Source organism: Salinicoccus jeotgali, assembly GCF_055379195.1.
The window spans coordinates 2,148,003-2,166,779 of record NZ_AP043830.1 but is presented as its reverse complement, the minus strand read 5'-3'; the positions used below and the strand labels follow the sequence as shown (position 1 = coordinate 2,166,779).

Sequence of the window (18,777 nt, the reverse complement as noted above, 5' to 3'; positions counted from 1 at the left end):
ATATTATCATGGTCGAAATTTTTTCGGCCATCTTTTTTTATAGATGCGAGTGGGAGGGTGAAAACTGACATCCTGTGACCACATCACGATAACGAGGAGGTGCACATCGTGGCTAAAAAAGTAATCAACATTGTAAAATTGCAGATTCCTGCAGGTAAAGCGAATCCAGCACCACCGGTAGGTCCGGCATTGGGTCAAGCTGGTGTGAACATCATGGGATTCTGTAAAGAATTCAACGCACGTACACAAGAACAGGCGGGTCTCATCATTCCGGTTGAAATTTCCGTATTCGAAGACCGCTCATTTACATTCATCACAAAAACACCACCAGCAGCAGTTCTTCTCAAGAAAGCTGCAAACGTTGAAAAAGGTTCTGGAGAACCAAACACAAACAAGGTGGCCAGCGTAACTGAAGCGCAAGTGCGTGAAATCGCTGAAACTAAAATGGAAGATCTTAATGCAGCAGACGTCGAAGCGGCTATGCGTATGGTCGAAGGTACAGCCAGAAGCATGGGCTTCTCTATAGAAAAATAATTTGACTGAACATGAAAACAAAGTATTAATACAAACGTGGGAGGATTACCCGCTATAACCACAAGGAGGAATAGAAATGGCTAAGAGAAGTAAGAAGTATCAGGCAGCTCTTGAGAAGTTTGACCAAAACGCATCTTACAGCATTGAAGAAGCAGTCAAACTCGCTAAAGAGACAAGCACTGTCAACTTCGATGCCTCTGTTGAAGTAGCATTCCGCCTGGGTATTGATACGCGTAAGAATGACCAGCAGATCCGTGGAGCAATCGTCTTGCCGCACGGTACTGGGAAGTCACAACGTGTATTGGTATTCGCTAAAGGTGAGAAGGCTAAGGAAGCAGAAGCAGCAGGTGCAGATTTCGTAGGAGAGGACTACATCAAGAAGATTAATGAAGGATGGTTCGATTTCGACGTAATCGTAGCAACACCTGACATGATGGGCGAAGTAGGTAAACTCGGCCGTGTGCTTGGACCTAAAGGTCTCATGCCAAACCCTAAGACTGGCACTGTAACGATGGACGTTACGAAAGCAGTCGAAGAAATCAAGGCAGGTAAAGTGGAATACCGTGCAGAAAAATCCGGTATCGTGCATGCAGCGATCGGCAAAGTATCCTTCGATGAAGATAAGCTTGTCGAGAACTTCAAAGCAGTCCATGACGCGCTTGCAAAAGCGAAGCCAGCATCTTCAAAAGGTGTATACTTCAAGACCACTGCAGTTTCTTCAACTATGGGACCTGGCATCAAAGTGGATCCTAGCATAATCAGGGCCTAGAACGACCCTAAAGTATATATTGACAACTGCATCTATATTATGTATAGTTGCAGTTGTATTTTAATACTACCTAAGACAGTAGGAGCCATCGTGCTTAAAAGCCCATCCTACCGAGGCAAATGATTAAGACTTGAATGATATTCAATATAAATTCAAGCACTTTTTGCCGAGGGTAAAAGGTGCTTTTTTTATTGCACCGGATACACAAATAAATATGGAGGTGTAACTATGTCAACAGTGATTGAAGCTAAACAGCAACACATCGATGTCATCACAGAACAATTCAAGAACTCTGTATCTACTGTACTTGTAGACTACCGTGGTCTGACTGTTTCTGAAATGACTGAGCTTCGCAAACAGCTCCGTGAAGCGAATATCGAATTCAAAGTCTACAAGAATACGATGACGCGCCGCGCGGCAGAAAAAGCTGAGCTTACTGAAATCAATGAATTCCTGACGGGACCAAACGCTATTGCATTCTCAAACGAAGATGTGATCGCGCCTGCGAAGATCTTGAACAACTTCGCCAAAGATCATGAAGCATTGGAAATCAAAGCAGGCATCATCGAAGGTCAATTCACACCGGTTGAAGATGTCAAAGCAATTGCAACGCTTCCAGACAAAGATGGACTCGTGTCCATGCTACTTTCTGTACTGCAAGCACCAGTACGCAACTTCGCCTATGCAGTTAAAGCTGTCGGTGAAGAGAAGGAAAACGAAGAAGCTTAATAAACTATACCAATAAATGGAGGAATTATAATGTCCCAAGAACAAATCATTGAAGAAATCAAAGGTATGTCCGTACTTGAACTGAATGACCTTGTCAAAGCAATAGAAGAAGAGTTCGGCGTTACAGCTGCAGCTCCAGTAGCAGCAGCAGGCGCTGGTGCAGGCGAAGCGGCAGCAGAAGAGCAGACTGAGTTCGACGTTGAACTTACAGATGCTGGATCTTCCAAGATCAAAGTCATCAAAGTCGTTCGTGAAGCGACAGGCCTTGGCCTCAAAGATGCTAAAGCAGTCGTTGACGGTGCACCTAAAGTCGTCAAAGAAGGCGCTTCTAAAGAAGATGCTGAAGAGCTTAAAGCACAACTCGAAGAAGTTGGCGCAAGCGTAGAACTTAAATAATCTAATTCAGACATGTAGGGAGGCTCATTTTAAACGGTTGTTTAAATGAGTCTCTTTATTTACATAATGACGGCGCATGAATATAGGAGTGGTGTGATGAGCCATTATTTCACCGGACACGATTCGGAACATAACTATAAGGATATAGAGTATGTGTACCAAGATAAGCGCTACACATTTAAAACAGACCGCGGTGTCTTCTCCAAGGATCGGATCGATTACGGCAGCGCGGTTCTTATTGATGCTATCATAAAGGATAGGGGTGCTGATGCGGGCGGAGACTTCATTGACATGGGGGCAGGCTACGGTCCGATCGGGATTGTCCTCGGAGATGTCCTTAATGCAGTCCCCCTGATGATTGAAGTGAATCCGGATGGGCTTTTGCTCTCCAGGGAGAATGCCACCCGCAATAAAGTGACGGCCGAAGTGATGGACCGCAGTGAATACGACGCCCATGCCGAAGCTTTTAAACCAGACTTCTACGTTACGAATCCTCCGTTCAGGGCAGGCAAAGATGTGGTGCTCGACATCATAGAAGATGCCGCCGGACGTTTGGAGGATGGTGCATTCTACATGGTCGTCCAAAAAAAGCAGGGGATGGCTTCATATCGCAAAGCCATCCAAGAAAGATTCGGCAATGTGGAGACACTTGTGAAGGATAAAGGATACTATGTCCTGAAGGGAATCGTCAGCCAATCTTAAATTTGACTTGACTTTTTTTCTGTGATATAGTTATAGAATGTAAAAATATAATGTCAATCAGTATGCATTTTTTCAGTGCGGATTGAATGGAGCGTATAAATATAGTTGATTAATAGAAAATGGGGTTGGTTTCGATTCCGTTTTCTTTTTGTCTTATTAACTGTTTAACTGCTTCGGTGAATGTTTTACGTAATTTTTATTAGGGGTGAATCTGTCGATGAGTGAACTGATTCAATATGGAAGACACGCTACACGCAGAAGTTATGCACGAATCGAAGAAAAAATGGATCTGCCGAACCTGATCGAAATCCAGACAAAATCCTACGAATGGTTCCTGGAGAAAGGCCTTATAGAGATGTTCAAGGACATTTCTCCAGTTGAAGACTTCACGGGTAATATGTCATTGGAGTTCGTCGACTATAAACTTGGCGAACCTAAATATGATGAGGACGAAGCAAAGAACCATGATGCAACTTATTCTGCACCTTTGCGTGTGAAAGTCCGTCTGATCATAAAAGAGACGGGCGAGGTTAAAGAACAGGAAGTGTTCATGGGTGATTTTCCTCTGATGACTGATACCGGCACGTTCGTCATCAATGGGGCGGAACGCGTCATAGTATCACAACTTGTCAGAAGTCCATCTGTCTATTATTCCGAGAAAATCGATAAGAACGGCAAAAGAGGGTTTGGCGCGACAGTGATTCCAAACCGCGGTGCCTGGCTTGAATATGAAATAGACGCCAAGGACATCGTCTACGTGAGGATCGACCGTACACGTAAACTGCCTATGACTATACTTCTTAGAGCGCTTGGATTCTCTACTGACCAGGAAATCATCAATATTCTTGGAGATAATGAATACGTCAGGAATACGCTTGAGAAGGATACTACCGAAACGGTAGATCAGGCACTCCTAGAAATCTACGAACGACTTCGCCCAGGCGAACCACCAACTGTCGAAAATGCGAGAAACCTTCTATATTCCCGCTTCTTCGATCCGAAACGCTATGACCTTGCGAGTGTAGGGCGCTATAAGATGAACAAGAAACTCCACCTGAAAGACCGTCTGTTCAACCAGGTATTGGCTGAGCCGATCGTCGACCGGGAAACGGGAGAGATTGTAGCAGAAACAGGCACTACAATCGACAGGCGTACATTGGACGGCATCATGGATGTCCTTGAATCCAATGCGAACCTGGAAACATATCATCTAGAGAATGGACTGCTCGATGAGCCGATTGAGATCCAATCCATAAAAGTTGAAGCGCCGAACATGGAAGAGGGCACGACAACGATCATAGGAAACGCATTCCCTGATGTTGAAGTGAAGTCAATCACACCTTCTGACATCATCGCTTCAATGAGCTATTTCTTCAACCTGCTTCACGGCGTAGGACACACTGACGATATAGACCACCTCGGCAACCGCCGTCTGCGCTCTGTAGGGGAACTGCTCCAAAACCAATTCAGGATTGGTGTCTCCCGTATGGAACGTGTAGTGAGGGAACGCATGTCGATTCAGGATGCTGAATCCATCACTCCTCAGCAGCTGATCAATATCCGTCCGGTAATCGCCTCCATCAAGGAGTTTTTCGGAAGTTCACAGCTGTCGCAATTCATGGACCAGACGAATCCACTTGCCGAATTGACGCACAAGAGACGGCTATCTGCACTTGGACCCGGCGGTCTGACGCGTGAGCGTGCAGGAATGGAAGTACGTGACGTACACTACTCCCACTACGGACGCATGTGTCCAATCGAAACGCCGGAAGGGCCGAACATCGGTCTGATCAACTCCCTGTCCAGTTATGCACGGGTCAATGAGTTCGGCTTCATCGAGACTCCTTATAGAAGAGTTGATCCGGAAACGAACAAGGTCACGAGCGAGACGCATTATCTGACGGCTGACGAAGAAGACAGCTACGTCGTCGCCCAGGCGAACGCGCTCCTTGAGGAAGATGGTTCATTCACCAATGAAGAAATCGTCTGCCGCTTCCGTGGTAACAACACGAAGATGGCGAGAGAACGCATGGACTACATGGACGTATCCCCGAAACAAGTTGTTTCTGCGGCGACGGCGTGTATCCCGTTCCTCGAAAACGATGACTCGAACCGTGCTTTGATGGGTGCCAACATGCAACGTCAGGCTGTACCACTCCTGATTCCACAGTCACCACACATCGGTACGGGCATGGAGCACGTAGCTGCACGCGACTCTGGTGCTGCAATCGTCGCACGCTACAAAGGCCGTGTAGAACGTGTGGAAGCGAAAGAAATCCACATACGTCGGATTGAAGATCAGAATGGAAAAGAAGTTGAGACGGACAAAGATGTATATAAACTGTCCAAATTCATCCGTTCGAACTCCGGAACGTGCTATAACCAGAAACCGATTGTCGCAAAAGACGACATTGTCGCCAAAGGTGAAATCCTTGCTGATGGTCCGTCCATGGATAACGGCGAGATGGCACTGGGTCAAAACCTGGTGGTCGGCTTCATGACTTGGGACGGCTACAACTATGAGGACGCTGTCATCATGAGTGAACGTATGGTCAAGGATGACGTCTATACATCCATTCACATAGAAGAGTACGAATCTGAATCCAGAGATACGAAACTTGGGCCTGAAGAAATCACAAGGGACATTCCGAACGTTTCTGATAATGCGCTGAAGAAACTGGATGATCGCGGTATCGTACACATCGGTGCTGAAGTCAAGGACGGCGATATCCTCGTCGGTAAAGTCACCCCTAAAGGTGTAACCGAACTGACAGCTGAAGAGCGTCTACTCCATGCGATATTTGGTGAGAAAGCGCGTGAAGTGCGTGATACCTCACTTCGTGTACCGCATGGCGCAGGAGGCATTGTACTGGATGTCAAAGTCTTCAACCGTGAAGATGGTGACGAACTCTCTCCAGGGGTCAACCAGCTCGTGCGTGTCTATATCGTACAAAAGCGTAAGATCAACGTAGGTGACAAAATGTGTGGACGACACGGTAACAAAGGTGTCATCTCCAGGATCCTACCTGAGGAAGATATGCCTTATATGCCAGATGGCACACCAATCGACCTCATGCTCAACCCACTTGGGGTACCATCGCGTATGAATATCGGACAAGTGCTTGAACTTCACCTCGGCATGGCTTCCCGTGCCATGGGTGTGAAGATGGCTTCTCCAGTATTTGACGGTGCGAATGAGGAAGATGTATGGGAGACGATGTCAGAAGCAGGACTTGCCCATGATGGTAAGACTGTCCTCTACGATGGCAGAACGGGAGAACCGTTTGAGAGCCGCATCTCCGTTGGTGTCATGTACATGCTCAAACTTGCCCACATGGTCGACGACAAACTCCATGCGAGAAGTACCGGACCATATTCACTTGTTACACAGCAGCCACTTGGCGGTAAAGCCCAGTTCGGTGGCCAGCGTTTCGGGGAAATGGAAGTATGGGCACTGGAAGCATATGGTGCCGCCTATACCCTCCAGGAAATCCTGACGGTCAAATCCGATGATACCGTCGGTCGCGTGAAGACCTACGAAGCGATCGTAAAAGGTGAAAATGTCCCTAAACCCGGCGTGCCTGAATCATTCCGTGTACTGATGAAGGAGTTGCAGAGCCTCGGTCTCGATGTCAATCTGCTTGATGAGAATGACGAAGAAATCGAGATGCGTGATACAGAAGAGGACGAAGCGCCTAATCAGATGAATTTGAGTGCGCAGCCAAAAGCAGCGACTGAAGATGTCACTGAATGATGATTGAGCTTGATAAAACTTTAGGGAGGAAAGCTCATTGATAGATGTAAATAGATTTGAATATATGAAAATAGGTCTGGCTTCATCCGAAAAGATCCGTTCATGGTCTTTCGGTGAAGTCAAGAAACCTGAAACGATCAACTATAGAACGCTTAAGCCTGAACGTGACGGCCTTTTCTGTGAAAAGATATTCGGCCCGACGAAAGATTGGGAATGTAGCTGCGGTAAATATAAGCGTGTAAGATATAAAGGCATGGTCTGTGACCGCTGTGGTGTGGAAGTGACACGTGCCAAAGTCAGACGTGAGAGGATGGGGCACATTGAACTTGCTGCCCCTGTCTCCCACATCTGGTATTTCAAAGGCATCCCGTCCAGGATGGGACTGCTGCTTGATATGTCCCCACGCTCCCTGGAAGAAGTCATCTACTTCGCTTCCTATGCAGTCATCAAGCCGGGATCTACAGGGCTTGAGCCTAAGCAACTGCTGACTGAGCGCGAGTACAGGGAATATTACGATAAGCACGGCAATACGTTTACGGCCAAGATGGGTGCTGAAGCCATCAGAGAACTGTTGATGGATGTCAATCTTGAAGATGAACTCGCCCAACTCAGAAAAGAGCTGGAAACAGCAACAGGCCAAAGATTGACGCGTGCAATCAAGCGTCTTGAAGTCGTCGAATCGTTCCGGAGCTCAGGTAATGACCCTGCCTGGATGATTCTTGATGTACTGCCGATCATCCCGCCGGAAATCCGTCCGATGGTCCAGCTTGATGGCGGACGTTTCGCCACAAGTGACTTGAACGACCTCTACCGCCGGGTCATCAACCGTAATAACCGCCTCAAGCGTCTCCTTGACTTGGGAGCACCTGGAATCATCGTCCAGAACGAAAAACGTATGCTCCAGGAAGCTGTTGATGCATTGATCGATAACGGCCGTCGTGGTCGTCCGGTGACTGGTCCGGGGAACCGTCCGCTCAAATCCCTCTCCCACATGCTGAAAGGGAAACAGGGACGTTTCCGTCAGAACTTGCTCGGTAAACGTGTCGACTACTCTGGACGTTCAGTCATCGTAGTTGGTCCAAGCCTGAAGATGTATCAGTGTGGACTGCCGAGGGAAATGGCTCTCGAACTGTTCAAGCCGTTCGTCATGAAAGAACTTGTTGAACGTGAAATGGCAACCAACATCAAGAATGCCAAAGGTAAGATCGAGCGCATGGAAAATGAGGTATGGGATGTCCTTGAAGATGTCATCAAGGAGCACCCGATACTGCTGAACCGTGCACCGACACTCCACCGTCTGGGCATTCAGGCGTTCGAGGCAACACTCGTCGAAGGGCGTGCGATCAGGTTGCACCCATTGGTTACGACTGCCTATAACGCAGACTTTGATGGTGACCAGATGGCAGTGCATGTTCCGCTATCTAAAGAAGCTCAGGCTGAGGCCCGCACATTGATGCTGGCTGCCCAAAACATCTTGAACCCTAAGGATGGTAAGCCGGTTGTTACACCTTCACAGGATATGGTGCTCGGTAACTACTACCTTACACTCGAGAGGGAGAACACAAAACGCGAAGGTCATATCTTCAAGGATGCCGATGAAGTTGTAATGGCTTATCAGAACGGCTATGTACAACTCCACAGCCGCATCGGAGTGCATACCGACAGTTTCGCAGCAGAAAAGGTTTCCGAGGAAAATCAGGGCAAGATCCTCATGACGACGATAGGAAAAGTCATCTTCAATGAAATCATGCCGCCTTCCTTCCCGTACATTAATGAACCGACAAGGGAAAACCTTGAGGTGAAGACACCGGACCGCTACTTCGTCGCTGCATCGGAACTTGGCGAGGGTGGATTGGCAGAGCGTTTCAAAGAGGCGCCTCTAGTCGATCCGTTCAACAAGAAATTCCTGGGGCAGATCATAGCGGAAGTGTTCAACGCCTTCCACATCACTGAGACTTCCGTCATGCTCGACCTTATGAAAGATCTTGGCTTCAAGTATTCATCTAAAGCCGGAATCACTGTAGGTGTGTCTGATATAGTCGTACTTCCTGAGAAGAAGGAAATCATCGATGAAACAGAAGAGAAGGTTGAAAAAGTCCAGAAACAGTTCTCACGTGGCCTGATCACGGAAGAAGAACGCTACGGCACGGTCATAGAGCTGTGGACGCGTGCGAAGGATGATATCCAAGCACGGTTGATGCAGTCACTTGATCGCCTGAACCCGATATTCATGATGAGTGATTCAGGTGCCAGGGGTAACGCGTCCAACTTTACTCAACTGGCCGGAATGCGCGGTCTGATGGCCAACCCGTCAGGCCAGATCATAGAACTTCCGATCAAGTCCAGCTTCCGTGAAGGGTTGACGGTTCTTGAGTACTTCATCTCCACGCACGGTGCACGTAAGGGTCTGGCTGATACTGCACTTAAGACGGCGGACTCAGGATACCTCACAAGACGTCTGGTCGACGTCGCACAAGATGTCATCGTCCGCGATGACGACTGTGGAACTGATAAAGGGCTGCTCGTTTCAGCGCTTACAGAAGGTTCAGAATTGATCGAGCCACTCATCGACCGCCTCGAAGGGCGTTATGCCAAAGAAACGGTCAAGGACCCTGAAACGAAGGAGATCTTGGTCCACTCAAATGAACTGATCACAAATGAGATAGCGAAAGCGATTGTGAACAGTGGCGTCGAAGAAATGTACATCCGTTCAGCCTTCACGTGTAATACACGCCACGGTGTATGTGAACGTTGCTACGGTAAGAACCTTGCAACCGGCGAAAAAGTGGAAGTGGGTGAAGCGGTTGGTACAATCGCTGCACAATCCATCGGTGAGCCGGGTACACAGCTCACAATGCGTACATTCCACACAGGTGGGGTCGCAGGAAGCGACATCACTCAAGGTCTGCCGCGTATACAGGAGCTCTTCGAAGCACGTAATCCGAAAGGTCAGGCGATGATTTCAGAAATCCGCGGCGCGGTGACTGATATTGAAATCGTCAAAGATCGCCAGCAGGAGATCAAGATCAAAGGTGAGCAGGAAACGAAGACGTATACCGCACCGGCGACAGCACGCCTGCTTGTAGAAATCGGCGATAAGGTCGAACCGGGTGAGATACTGACCGAAGGTTCGATCGAACCGAAGGAACTCCTCGCAGTTGCAGGTCTGAACCGTACGCAGGAATACCTGCTTAAGGAAGTTCAGAAAGTATACCGCATGCAGGGTGTTGAAATAGATGATAAGCACGTTGAGGTTATGGTCAGACAGATGCTGAGGAAGGTTCGTATCATCGATGCAGGTGATACTAAGCTGCTCCCTGGCGCACTGGTCGACATCCATGCCTTTACGGATGCCAACCGTGATATCTTCAAGAAGCGCAAACGTCCGGCAACCGCAAAACCGGTACTGCTCGGTATCACCAAGGCGTCACTTGAAACAGAAAGCTTCCTTTCTGCAGCAAGCTTCCAAGAAACGACAAGAGTGCTCACAGATGCTGCAATCAAAGGTAAACGCGATGAACTTCTCGGCCTCAAAGAGAACGTCATCATTGGTAAACTCATACCGGCAGGTACAGGAATGCCAAGATACCGCGATGTGGAAATTGATGTCGAACATCCTGAATCTGCAGAGCAGAAGGAAGAAATTCTCATTGAAGAATAAAAACAGAATACCCGCTCTTTTGAGCGGGTGCTGTTTTAAAATAGTATGTTGACATCCCTATTCAGAGATGCTACTATAATTAAGGTTACTCCATATTGAATCTTTACGATTGTTATGGAGAGATAAAATGCAAAATGTAAGAATTATTTCTTACACATTTTTTTATACCTTTAAAATGAGCCACCTGGATGTGTGGGATTAATTGAAGAGAGGAGGAAAACCATGCCAACGATTAACCAGCTTGTGAGAAAACCGCGTCAAAGCAAATCACAAAGCACAGACTCACCAGCATTGAACAAGGGCTACAACAGTCTTAAGAAACGTATGACAGACGAAAATGCACCACAAAAAAGAGGTGTATGTACGCGTGTCGGTACGATGACTCCTAAGAAACCGAACTCCGCCCTCCGTAAATATGCACGTGTGAGACTTTCAAATACTATTGAAGTGAACGCATATATACCTGGAATCGGACACAATCTCCAAGAGCACAGTGTTGTACTCATCCGTGGAGGACGTGTAAAGGACCTTCCTGGTGTACGCTACCACGTTGTACGCGGTGCGCTTGATACTTCAGGTGTCAACGACCGTAAACAGAGCCGTTCACTATACGGTACAAAACGCGCCAAAAAGAAAAAATAAAAATATAAAATGATATAAATTTTTGAAAGGAGGATGACTATGCCACGTAAAGGACCAGTCCCAAAAAGAGACGTATTGCCGGATCCGATCCACAATTCCAAGCTTGTGACTAAGCTCATCAACAAAATGATGGTAGACGGAAAACGCGGTACTTCCCAAAGAATTCTTTACTCAGCTTTCGATCTTGTACAGGAACGTTCCGGCAGAGATGCAGGAGAAGTTTTTGATGAAGCAATCGAAAACATCATGCCAGTACTTGAAGTCAAAGCACGTCGCGTAGGTGGTTCAAACTACCAAGTACCTGTTGAGGTGCGCCCAGAACGCCGTACGACTCTCGGCCTCCGCTGGCTCGTGAACTACTCGCGTCTGCGCGGGGAGAAGACTATGGAAGAGCGCCTGGCAAACGAAATTCTTGATGCTGCCAACAACACTGGTGGTGCTGTCAAGAAACGTGAAGACGTTCATAAGATGGCTGAAGCAAACAGAGCTTTCGCACACTACCGCTGGTAATAAGAAGGTTGTGCAACAGCCTATCTATTCCATTCCTGGAAGGAGAAAAAGATATCAATGGCAAGAGAATTCTCTTTAGAAAAAACGCGTAATATCGGTATCATGGCCCACATCGATGCTGGTAAGACAACAACGACTGAACGTATCCTCTATTATACCGGCCGTATCCACAAAATCGGTGAAACGCATGAAGGTGCGTCACAGATGGACTGGATGGAGCAGGAGCAGGAGCGTGGAATCACGATCACTTCCGCTGCGACTACAGCACAATGGGACGGCCACCGTGTCAACATCATCGATACACCAGGCCACGTAGACTTCACAGTAGAGGTTGAACGTTCCCTACGTGTACTTGATGGCGCGGTGACGGTACTTGATGCCCAGTCTGGCGTTGAGCCGCAGACGGAAACTGTCTGGAGGCAGGCGACAACTTACGGTGTACCGCGTATCGTCTTCATCAACAAGATGGATAAAGTCGGTGCAGACTTTGAGTACTCCGTAAGTACGATCAAGGATCGCCTTCAAGCAAATGCGCATCCAATCCAATTCCCAATCGGTTCTGAAGATAACTTCACAGGAATCATAGATTTGGTTGAGATGAAAGCATTTAACTACAACAATGACCTTGGTACTGATGTCCAGGAGATTGAAATCCCGGCTGAGTACAAAGAAAAGGCAGAAGAGCTTAGGGAAGGCCTCATTGAAGGACTTGCCGATGTGAATGAAGACATCATGGAAAAATACCTCGGCGGAGAAGATATTTCTCTTGAAGAATTGAAAGCTGCAATCCGTCAGGCGACTTGTGATGTTGAGTTCTATCCTGTACTTTGCGGTACTGCATTCAAGAACAAAGGGGTCCAACTCCTTCTTAATGCTTCAATCGACTATCTTCCGTCCCCGCTTGATGTGAAACCGATCGTCGGTCACAGAAAAGATGACGAAGATGAAGAGGTTATCGCCAAGCCAGACGACTCTGAGTCATTTGCAGCGCTTGCCTTTAAGGTCATGACGGACCCATTCGTCGGTAAATTGACTTTCTTCCGTGTGTACTCAGGTACCCTCAGCGCAGGCTCCTATGTTCAGAACACGGCGAAAGACAAACGTGAGCGTGTTGGTCGTCTCCTGCAGATGCACGCCAACTCCCGTCAAGAAATTTCCACTGTCTATGCAGGCGACATCGCTGCTGCGATCGGCTTGAAAGATACTGGAACAGGGGATACGCTCTGTGACGAGAAGAACCAGGTCATCCTTGAATCAATGGACTTCCCAGAGCCGGTTATCCACCTCTCTGTGGAACCTAAATCCAAAGCTGACCAAGACAAAATGTCCAGCGCACTCGTCAAGCTTCAGGAAGAAGACCCTACCTTCACGGCACACACCGATAACGAAACGGGTCAGGTCATCATCGGCGGTATGGGTGAACTCCACCTTGATATCCTCGTAGACCGTATGAAGCGCGAATTCAGAGTGGATTGTAACGTAGGTGCGCCAATGGTGTCCTACCGCGAGACATTCAAGAAGCAGGCAGCTGTTCAAGGTAAGTTCGCCCGTCAATCCGGTGGACGTGGCCAGTTTGGTGATGTTCACATCGAATTCACACCTAACGAAGTAGGCGGCGGATTCGAGTTTGAAAACGCGATCGTCGGTGGTGTGGTTCCACGTGAATACATTCCATCCGTCGAAGCAGGACTCAGGGACTCCATGGAGAACGGTGTGCTTGCAGGCTACCCTATGGTAGACGTCAAAGCAAAACTCTTCGATGGTTCCTACCACGATGTCGACTCCTCAGAAATGGCCTTTAAAGTTGCTGCATCATTGGCACTCAGAGAAGCTGCCAAAGTATGTGAGCCGGTCATTCTTGAGCCAGTCATGAAAGTTGAAATTGTAATGCCTGAAGAGTATATGGGTGATATCATGGGTGATGTCACAAGCCGTCGCGGACGTGTTGAAGGTATGGCTGCACGCGGTAACGCGCAAGTCGTCAATGCTTTCGTTCCACTTTCCGAAATGTTCGGCTATGCAACGAATCTGCGTTCCAACACGCAGGGACGCGGCACGTATACAATGGCATTCGATCACTACGAAGAAGTTCCAAAATCAATTTCTGAAGAAATCATCAAGAAAAACAAAGGTGAATAATCAGCTCGCTTGATTTTTGGATCATAATCATTTATAAGTGGTTTAGAAACACCTCGGGCGGGCACGTCCCGTTTCCGAGTTTCAATATAAATATAAACAATTCTTTTAAGGAGAGGTATACAAATGGCAAAAGAAAAATTCGACCGTTCCAAGACGCATGCCAATATAGGTACAATTGGTCACGTTGACCACGGTAAAACTACACTGACAGCCGCTATCGCAACAGTTCTCGCTAAAAGAGGATCAGGCGAAGCTCAGAGCTATGCTCAGATCGATAACGCACCGGAAGAAAAAGAGCGTGGAATCACGATCAACACTTCCCACATCGAGTACGAAACTGAAACACGCCACTACGCGCACGTTGACTGCCCAGGTCACGCTGACTATGTCAAAAACATGATCACTGGTGCAGCTCAAATGGACGGCGGTATCCTAGTCGTTTCTGCAGCGGATGGCCCAATGCCACAAACTCGTGAGCACATCCTGCTTTCACGTAACGTTGGTGTACCAGCACTTGTTGTATTCCTCAACAAAGTAGATATGGTAGACGACGAAGAGCTTCTTGAACTCGTAGAAATGGAAGTGCGTGAGCTTCTTTCTGAATACGACTTCCCTGGCGATGACATCCCTGTAATCGCAGGTTCTGCTCTTAAAGCGCTTGAAGGCGTAGAAGAATACGAAGACAAAATCTTGGAACTCATGAATGCAGTCGACGAATTCATCCCGACTCCAGAGCGTGACTCTGACAAGCCATTCATGATGCCTGTAGAGGACGTATTCTCCATCACAGGACGTGGAACAGTTGCTACTGGCCGTGTTGAACGTGGTAGCATCAAAGTCGGTGAAGAAGTTGAAATCATCGGTATCAATGAAGATTCCACTAAAACAACTGTTACAGGTGTTGAAATGTTCCGTAAGCTTCTTGACTATGCAGAAGCTGGCGACAACATCGGTGCGCTCCTCCGTGGTGTAGCACGTGAAGACATCCAGCGTGGACAAGTACTTGCTGCTCCTGGATCCATCACACCACACACTAACTTCAAAGCTGAAGTTTATGTACTTTCAAAAGAAGAAGGTGGACGTCACACTCCATTCTTCAACAACTACCGCCCACAGTTCTACTTCCGTACTACGGACGTAACTGGTGTTGTAGAACTTCCTGAAGGTACAGAAATGGTTATGCCTGGCGATAACGTTGAAATGAACGTTGAACTCATTTCTCCAATCGCGATCGAAGACGGTACACGTTTCTCCATCCGTGAAGGTGGACGTACTGTTGGATCAGGCGTTGTAACTGAAATCGTCAAATAATATATTTGAAGATACTAGAAGCCGGGGGTTCCCCCGGCTTCTTTTATATGTGAAAAGGCCATCCTCGAAAGAGATGGCCTTTTTTAATGGTCATTGAAATTAAGAACAATGCTGCAGAGGGATTCCACCCCGGCCTTCAAGCCATCCTCATCGATGTCGAACAATGGATGGTGATGAGGATGATCGATTCCTTTTTCCGGATTACGGACGCCAGTATAGAAATAGCAGCCAGGCACTTTTTCAAGGTAATAGGCAAAATCCTCACCACCCATGGAAGGAGGGTTTTCTTCAGTGATTTTTACATATGCTGCATCTTCAAGGGAATGGAGGACATGGTCAAGTTGCGAGTTATTGTTGAGCAGCGCAGGGTAGCCATGCTGATAGTCAAGTTTACATGTGACCTCGAAACTTGACTCGATGCCCTTTATGATGCCGTCCATCCGTCTCAGCACATCATCTTTTACACTTTGCTCGAATGTACGTATCGTGCCCCGCAGTTCCACTGAGTTGGGGATGACATTGAAAGAAGAACCCCCGTTGAACATGCTGGTCGTCACAACAGCTGACTTTAGGGGATCGACGGTGCGGGAAACGATGGATTGGAGCTGCTGGATCAGAGAAGCCCCGGCAACGACGGGATCAACCGCTTCGTGAGGTTCTGCACCGTGTCCCCCACGACCTTCTACAGTGATTGTAAAAGCATCTGCTGCGGCATATGCGAAATCCTTCGTGTAGGATAGCGTACCTGTTGGATAGAGGGAGGAGACATGTGTCCCGAATATATAATCGACACCATCAAGTGCGCCGTCCTCGATCATCGCCTGTGCACCCCCTGGAAGCATCTCCTCAGCATGCTGGAAGAGGAACACGACATTGACCTTCAGTTCTTCTTTGCGTGCCGCGAGTATACGTGCGGTTGTGATGAGCATTGCAGTATGTGCATCGTGGCCGCATGCATGCATGATTCCCGGCACTGTGGACCTGTAGGGCACATCCTTTTCATCCTCGATCGGCAAGGCATCAAAATCGGCGCGCAGCGCGATAGTTTTAAAGTCATCATCGATGTCCAGTCGAGCAACGATGCCATTGCCGCCTACATTCTGGCGGATGTCCAAGCCAAGGTCGCTGATCTGCTCATAGATATACTGTTTTGTTTCTGCTTCCTTAAAGGAGAGCTCCGGGTGCATATGCATATGCCGGCGCATATGAACCATTTCCTCATATAGGTTTTCTATATCCTGTTGGATCTTCATCATATGCTCGCCTCCTTATCGAAGTAGTTGAATACGGATTTCACCATGACGGAGACGGCATTCGTCAAGCCTTTCTCATCAATATCGAACTTGCCATGATGATGCGGGTAGTCGGCTTTGAAATTGGTGTTGCGGGTACCGGTATAGTAGAAGGTGCCTGGCACCCTCTGTAGGTAATAGGAGAAATCTTCCCCGCCGAGATCCGGTTCCAGCTCCTGCACTTCCTGTACTGTAGAGATGTCAGTCGCCGCCTGGAGAACGAGATCTGTCTTGTCGGTATCATTAACCACAGGAGGATACCCTTTCATATAATCGAGGTCATAGGTTATTCCTGTTGTGGTCACAAGGCCTTCAAGGCACTTTTTAAGTTCGTTGATCATCACCGCCTGTGTCTCGTGGTTGAAAGTCCGGATAGTGCCTCCGACTTCAACCGTATCGGGAATGATATTATGCTGGTGTCCGGCATTGAACATTGTGATGGATAGGACGACAGGCTCCATCGGCTTGGATTTTCTTGTGACGATGTACTGCAGCTGATTGCAGAAGGTAATGGCTGCAGCGACAGGATCGATTGCGACGTGCGGTTTTGAAGCATGGCCGCCGCGCCCGTTTATCTTAATGGTGAAGTCGTCGGGCATGCCGGTTGCCGTGCCGTATTTATAGCCGATTGTACCGACATCGAGGCCACTGCTCACATGTTGGCCAAATATGGCGTCCACTCCGTGCAGACAGTCATCCGCAATCATCTGCAAGGCGCCTCCCGGGTCGACTTCTTCAGCATGCTGGAAGATAAATACCACGTTGCCGCGCAGCTGTGCTTTATTTTCAGAAAGGATGCGGGCTACGGTGAGCAGTACTGCGGTATGGGCATCATGGCCGCAGGCATGCATCACCCCGGGTACGGTCGAACGGTAGGGCACATCCTTCTGGTCCTGTATCGGTAGGGCATCAAAATCAGCGCGCAATGCGACTGTCGGTCGCTCCGGGTCGATGATCAGACGACCTACAACACCTCTGCCGCCGACGCCTTCTTTTGTCTCTATGCCGAGCTCCCTTAAGTATTCTGCGATATATGCGGGAGTCTGGACTTCATGGAAGGACAGCTCCGGGTACATATGGAAATGGCGTCTCAATCTGACCATTTCATCGTAGTGGTCTTCCGCCAATTGTTCTATCATTCTTGTTTCCATTCAATCACCTGCTCAATCTCGAGAATTTTCATGAACATCGATAATCCACTGGTCATCGCTTCTTCATCCAAGTCGAACATGGGATGGTGGTGGACATAATCACTCTGCTTGGCTGCATTGCCCGATCCCGTGAAGAAGAAGGCCCCCGGGACCTCATTGATATAGTAGGAAAAATCCTCGCCTATCATCATCGGCTTGGCAGTCTCAAAGGAAAGACCTATGGCAGCTGCGGCTTCTTCGATGATCTCTGCTTCCCTGTTATGGTTAACGACTGCAGGATAGCCGATATTATACTCAAGTTCAGCGGTCGCCCCCCGTTTCCTTGCTGTGTAGTCGACTTCTTTTTGGAAGATATCCTTGATGCGTTCTTTGATGGACTGCTCGAAAGTTCTTACCGTACCAACCAGCTCAGCCGTGTCCGGGATGACGTTAAAGGCATCGCCGGCACGTATTTTACCGACGGTGACGACTGCATTGTCGAGGGGGGATATTTGCCGTGATACAGCAGTCTGCAGACTGGTGATCAGCTCTGCTGCAATGATTATGGGGTCGACTGCTTGACTTGGATGTGCTGCATGGCCACCCCGGCCTTTTATTTTTATTTTGAACATATCCGGACTGGATATGATGGGGCCTGGTTTTGTCTTGATTGTATGGGTCGGATACTGGCTCCAGTAATGCTGGCCGTAGACCCTATCGATGCCGTCGAGGACACCATCCTCGACCATCGCAACTGCACCGCCTGGCTGTATCTCCTCAGCGAATTGAAAGATGAAGGATACGCTGCCTTGAATGGCGTCCCTATTTTCATAAAGGAGATCGAGCAGTGCAAGCAGTGTACTTGTATGGGCATCATGCCCGCACGCATGCATGACACCGTCCACTGTAGATCTATAGGGCACATCTTTCCCGTCATGTATGGGAAGGGCATCGAAATCGGCACGGATGGCGATGTGCGGATGTCCGCCATCGCCGATTGTAGCGAGGATGCCGCCTTTCCCGACCCCTTCACGTATTTTCAGCTCCGGGTACTTCTGCAAGCGTTTCAATATGTATCTGTAGGTCTCCTCTTCATGGAATGAAACTTCCGGATGCATATGCAGATAACGTCTTGTGTCGATCATTCCGGGTAACGCCGCTTGTGCCATATCCCGAATCTTCATAACTTCAACCTCCTTGGTCATGTC

The 18,777-nt window shown here is 48.2% G+C and carries 14 protein-coding genes and 1 other annotated feature; of the genes, 11 read left to right on the top strand and 3 right to left on the bottom strand.

Going from position 1 to position 18,777, the window contains the following annotated elements; translation table 11 throughout:
- Window positions 1-108 precede the first annotated feature (108 nt).
- The 11 genes from rplK to tuf all read left to right on the top strand — a co-directional run bounded on the left by rplK (window position 109) and on the right by tuf (window position 15,147).
- Complete coding sequence (gene rplK, locus ACZ43I_RS11135; protein WP_344703556.1) at window positions 109-534, top strand: 50S ribosomal protein L11; 426 nt, start codon at window positions 109-111, stop codon at window positions 532-534.
- A gap of 76 nt (window positions 535-610) precedes the next feature.
- Window positions 611-1,303, top strand: a complete 693-nt coding sequence (gene rplA, locus ACZ43I_RS11130) for a 50S ribosomal protein L1 (protein ID WP_344703554.1) — start codon at window positions 611-613, stop codon at window positions 1,301-1,303.
- Window positions 1,304-1,354: 51 nt separating this feature from the next.
- Window positions 1,355-1,501: a sequence feature (ribosomal protein L10 leader region), on the top strand.
- A 30-nt stretch (window positions 1,502-1,531) separates the two neighbouring features.
- Window positions 1,532-2,032: a 50S ribosomal protein L10 gene (rplJ, locus tag ACZ43I_RS11125; RefSeq protein ID WP_344703552.1), complete on the top strand. Its 501-nt coding sequence runs from the start codon at window positions 1,532-1,534 to the stop codon at window positions 2,030-2,032.
- A gap of 27 nt (window positions 2,033-2,059) precedes the next feature.
- Entirely contained in the window at window positions 2,060-2,428 is a 369-nt protein-coding gene (gene rplL, locus ACZ43I_RS11120) for a 50S ribosomal protein L7/L12 (RefSeq protein WP_344703585.1), read from the top strand.
- A gap of 96 nt (window positions 2,429-2,524) precedes the next feature.
- On the top strand, window positions 2,525-3,130 hold the full coding sequence (locus tag ACZ43I_RS11115) for a class I SAM-dependent methyltransferase (protein WP_344703551.1): 606 nt from the start codon (window positions 2,525-2,527) through the stop codon (window positions 3,128-3,130).
- Between the two features lie 217 nt (window positions 3,131-3,347).
- Window positions 3,348-6,884, top strand: a complete 3,537-nt coding sequence (gene rpoB / locus ACZ43I_RS11110) for a DNA-directed RNA polymerase subunit beta (protein WP_344703549.1) — start codon at window positions 3,348-3,350, stop codon at window positions 6,882-6,884.
- Window positions 6,885-6,921: 37 nt separating this feature from the next.
- Complete coding sequence (gene rpoC, locus ACZ43I_RS11105) at window positions 6,922-10,545, top strand: DNA-directed RNA polymerase subunit beta' (protein ID WP_344703547.1); 3,624 nt, start codon at window positions 6,922-6,924, stop codon at window positions 10,543-10,545.
- Window positions 10,546-10,767: 222 nt separating this feature from the next.
- Complete coding sequence (rpsL, locus tag ACZ43I_RS11100; RefSeq protein ID WP_344703545.1) at window positions 10,768-11,187, top strand: 30S ribosomal protein S12; 420 nt, start codon at window positions 10,768-10,770, stop codon at window positions 11,185-11,187.
- 39 nt (window positions 11,188-11,226) lie between these two features.
- Window positions 11,227-11,697 (top strand): 30S ribosomal protein S7, encoded by a 471-nt coding sequence (gene rpsG, locus ACZ43I_RS11095; protein WP_344703543.1) that lies wholly within the window; start codon window positions 11,227-11,229, stop codon window positions 11,695-11,697.
- Between the two features lie 57 nt (window positions 11,698-11,754).
- The gene (gene fusA / locus ACZ43I_RS11090) at window positions 11,755-13,836 is read left to right on the top strand and encodes an elongation factor G (RefSeq protein WP_344703541.1); all 2,082 of its coding nucleotides are present in this window, start codon (window positions 11,755-11,757) and stop codon (window positions 13,834-13,836) included.
- Between the two features lie 123 nt (window positions 13,837-13,959).
- Window positions 13,960-15,147 (top strand): elongation factor Tu, encoded by a 1,188-nt coding sequence (gene tuf, locus ACZ43I_RS11085; RefSeq protein ID WP_344703539.1) that lies wholly within the window; start codon window positions 13,960-13,962, stop codon window positions 15,145-15,147.
- An 83-nt stretch (window positions 15,148-15,230) separates the two neighbouring features.
- On the opposite strand, the gene ACZ43I_RS11080 is transcribed toward tuf, so the two are convergent.
- The 3 genes from ACZ43I_RS11080 to ACZ43I_RS11070 are packed head-to-tail and all read right to left on the bottom strand — an operon-like array spanning window position 15,231 to window position 18,753.
- Window positions 15,231-16,403 (bottom strand): amidohydrolase, encoded by a 1,173-nt coding sequence (locus ACZ43I_RS11080; RefSeq protein ID WP_344703537.1) that lies wholly within the window; start codon window positions 16,401-16,403, stop codon window positions 15,231-15,233.
- Window positions 16,400-17,590, bottom strand: coding sequence for a M20 metallopeptidase family protein (locus ACZ43I_RS11075; RefSeq protein WP_344703535.1), 1,191 nt, complete (start codon window positions 17,588-17,590; stop codon window positions 16,400-16,402). Before ACZ43I_RS11075 ends, ACZ43I_RS11080 begins: the two co-directional genes overlap by 4 nt.
- Complete coding sequence (locus ACZ43I_RS11070; protein WP_344703533.1) at window positions 17,575-18,753, bottom strand: amidohydrolase; 1,179 nt, start codon at window positions 18,751-18,753, stop codon at window positions 17,575-17,577. The genes ACZ43I_RS11075 and ACZ43I_RS11070 overlap by 16 nt, the downstream gene beginning before the upstream one ends.
- Window positions 18,754-18,777: the final 24 nt, after the last annotated feature.

What these genes read in the sequence shown, in the direction of transcription:
- rplA (WP_344703554.1), top strand. Translation starts at nt 611, where the DNA reads ATGGCTAAGAGAAGTAAGAAGTATCAGGCAGCTCTTGAGAAGTTTGAC.
- rplJ (WP_344703552.1), top strand. Translation starts at nt 1,532, where the DNA reads ATGTCAACAGTGATTGAAGCTAAACAGCAACACATCGATGTCATCACA.
- fusA (WP_344703541.1), top strand. Translation starts at nt 11,755, where the DNA reads ATGGCAAGAGAATTCTCTTTAGAAAAAACGCGTAATATCGGTATCATG.
- ACZ43I_RS11070 (WP_344703533.1), bottom strand. Translation starts at nt 18,753, where the DNA reads ATGAAGATTCGGGATATGGCACAAGCGGCGTTACCCGGAATGATCGAC.
- rpsL (WP_344703545.1), top strand. Translation starts at nt 10,768, where the DNA reads ATGCCAACGATTAACCAGCTTGTGAGAAAACCGCGTCAAAGCAAATCA.
- tuf (WP_344703539.1), top strand. Translation starts at nt 13,960, where the DNA reads ATGGCAAAAGAAAAATTCGACCGTTCCAAGACGCATGCCAATATAGGT.
- rpsG (WP_344703543.1), top strand. Translation starts at nt 11,227, where the DNA reads ATGCCACGTAAAGGACCAGTCCCAAAAAGAGACGTATTGCCGGATCCG.
- rpoB (WP_344703549.1), top strand. Translation starts at nt 3,348, where the DNA reads ATGAGTGAACTGATTCAATATGGAAGACACGCTACACGCAGAAGTTAT.
- ACZ43I_RS11075 (WP_344703535.1), bottom strand. Translation starts at nt 17,590, where the DNA reads ATGGAAACAAGAATGATAGAACAATTGGCGGAAGACCACTACGATGAA.
- ACZ43I_RS11080 (WP_344703537.1), bottom strand. Translation starts at nt 16,403, where the DNA reads ATGATGAAGATCCAACAGGATATAGAAAACCTATATGAGGAAATGGTT.
- ACZ43I_RS11115 (WP_344703551.1), top strand. Translation starts at nt 2,525, where the DNA reads ATGAGCCATTATTTCACCGGACACGATTCGGAACATAACTATAAGGAT.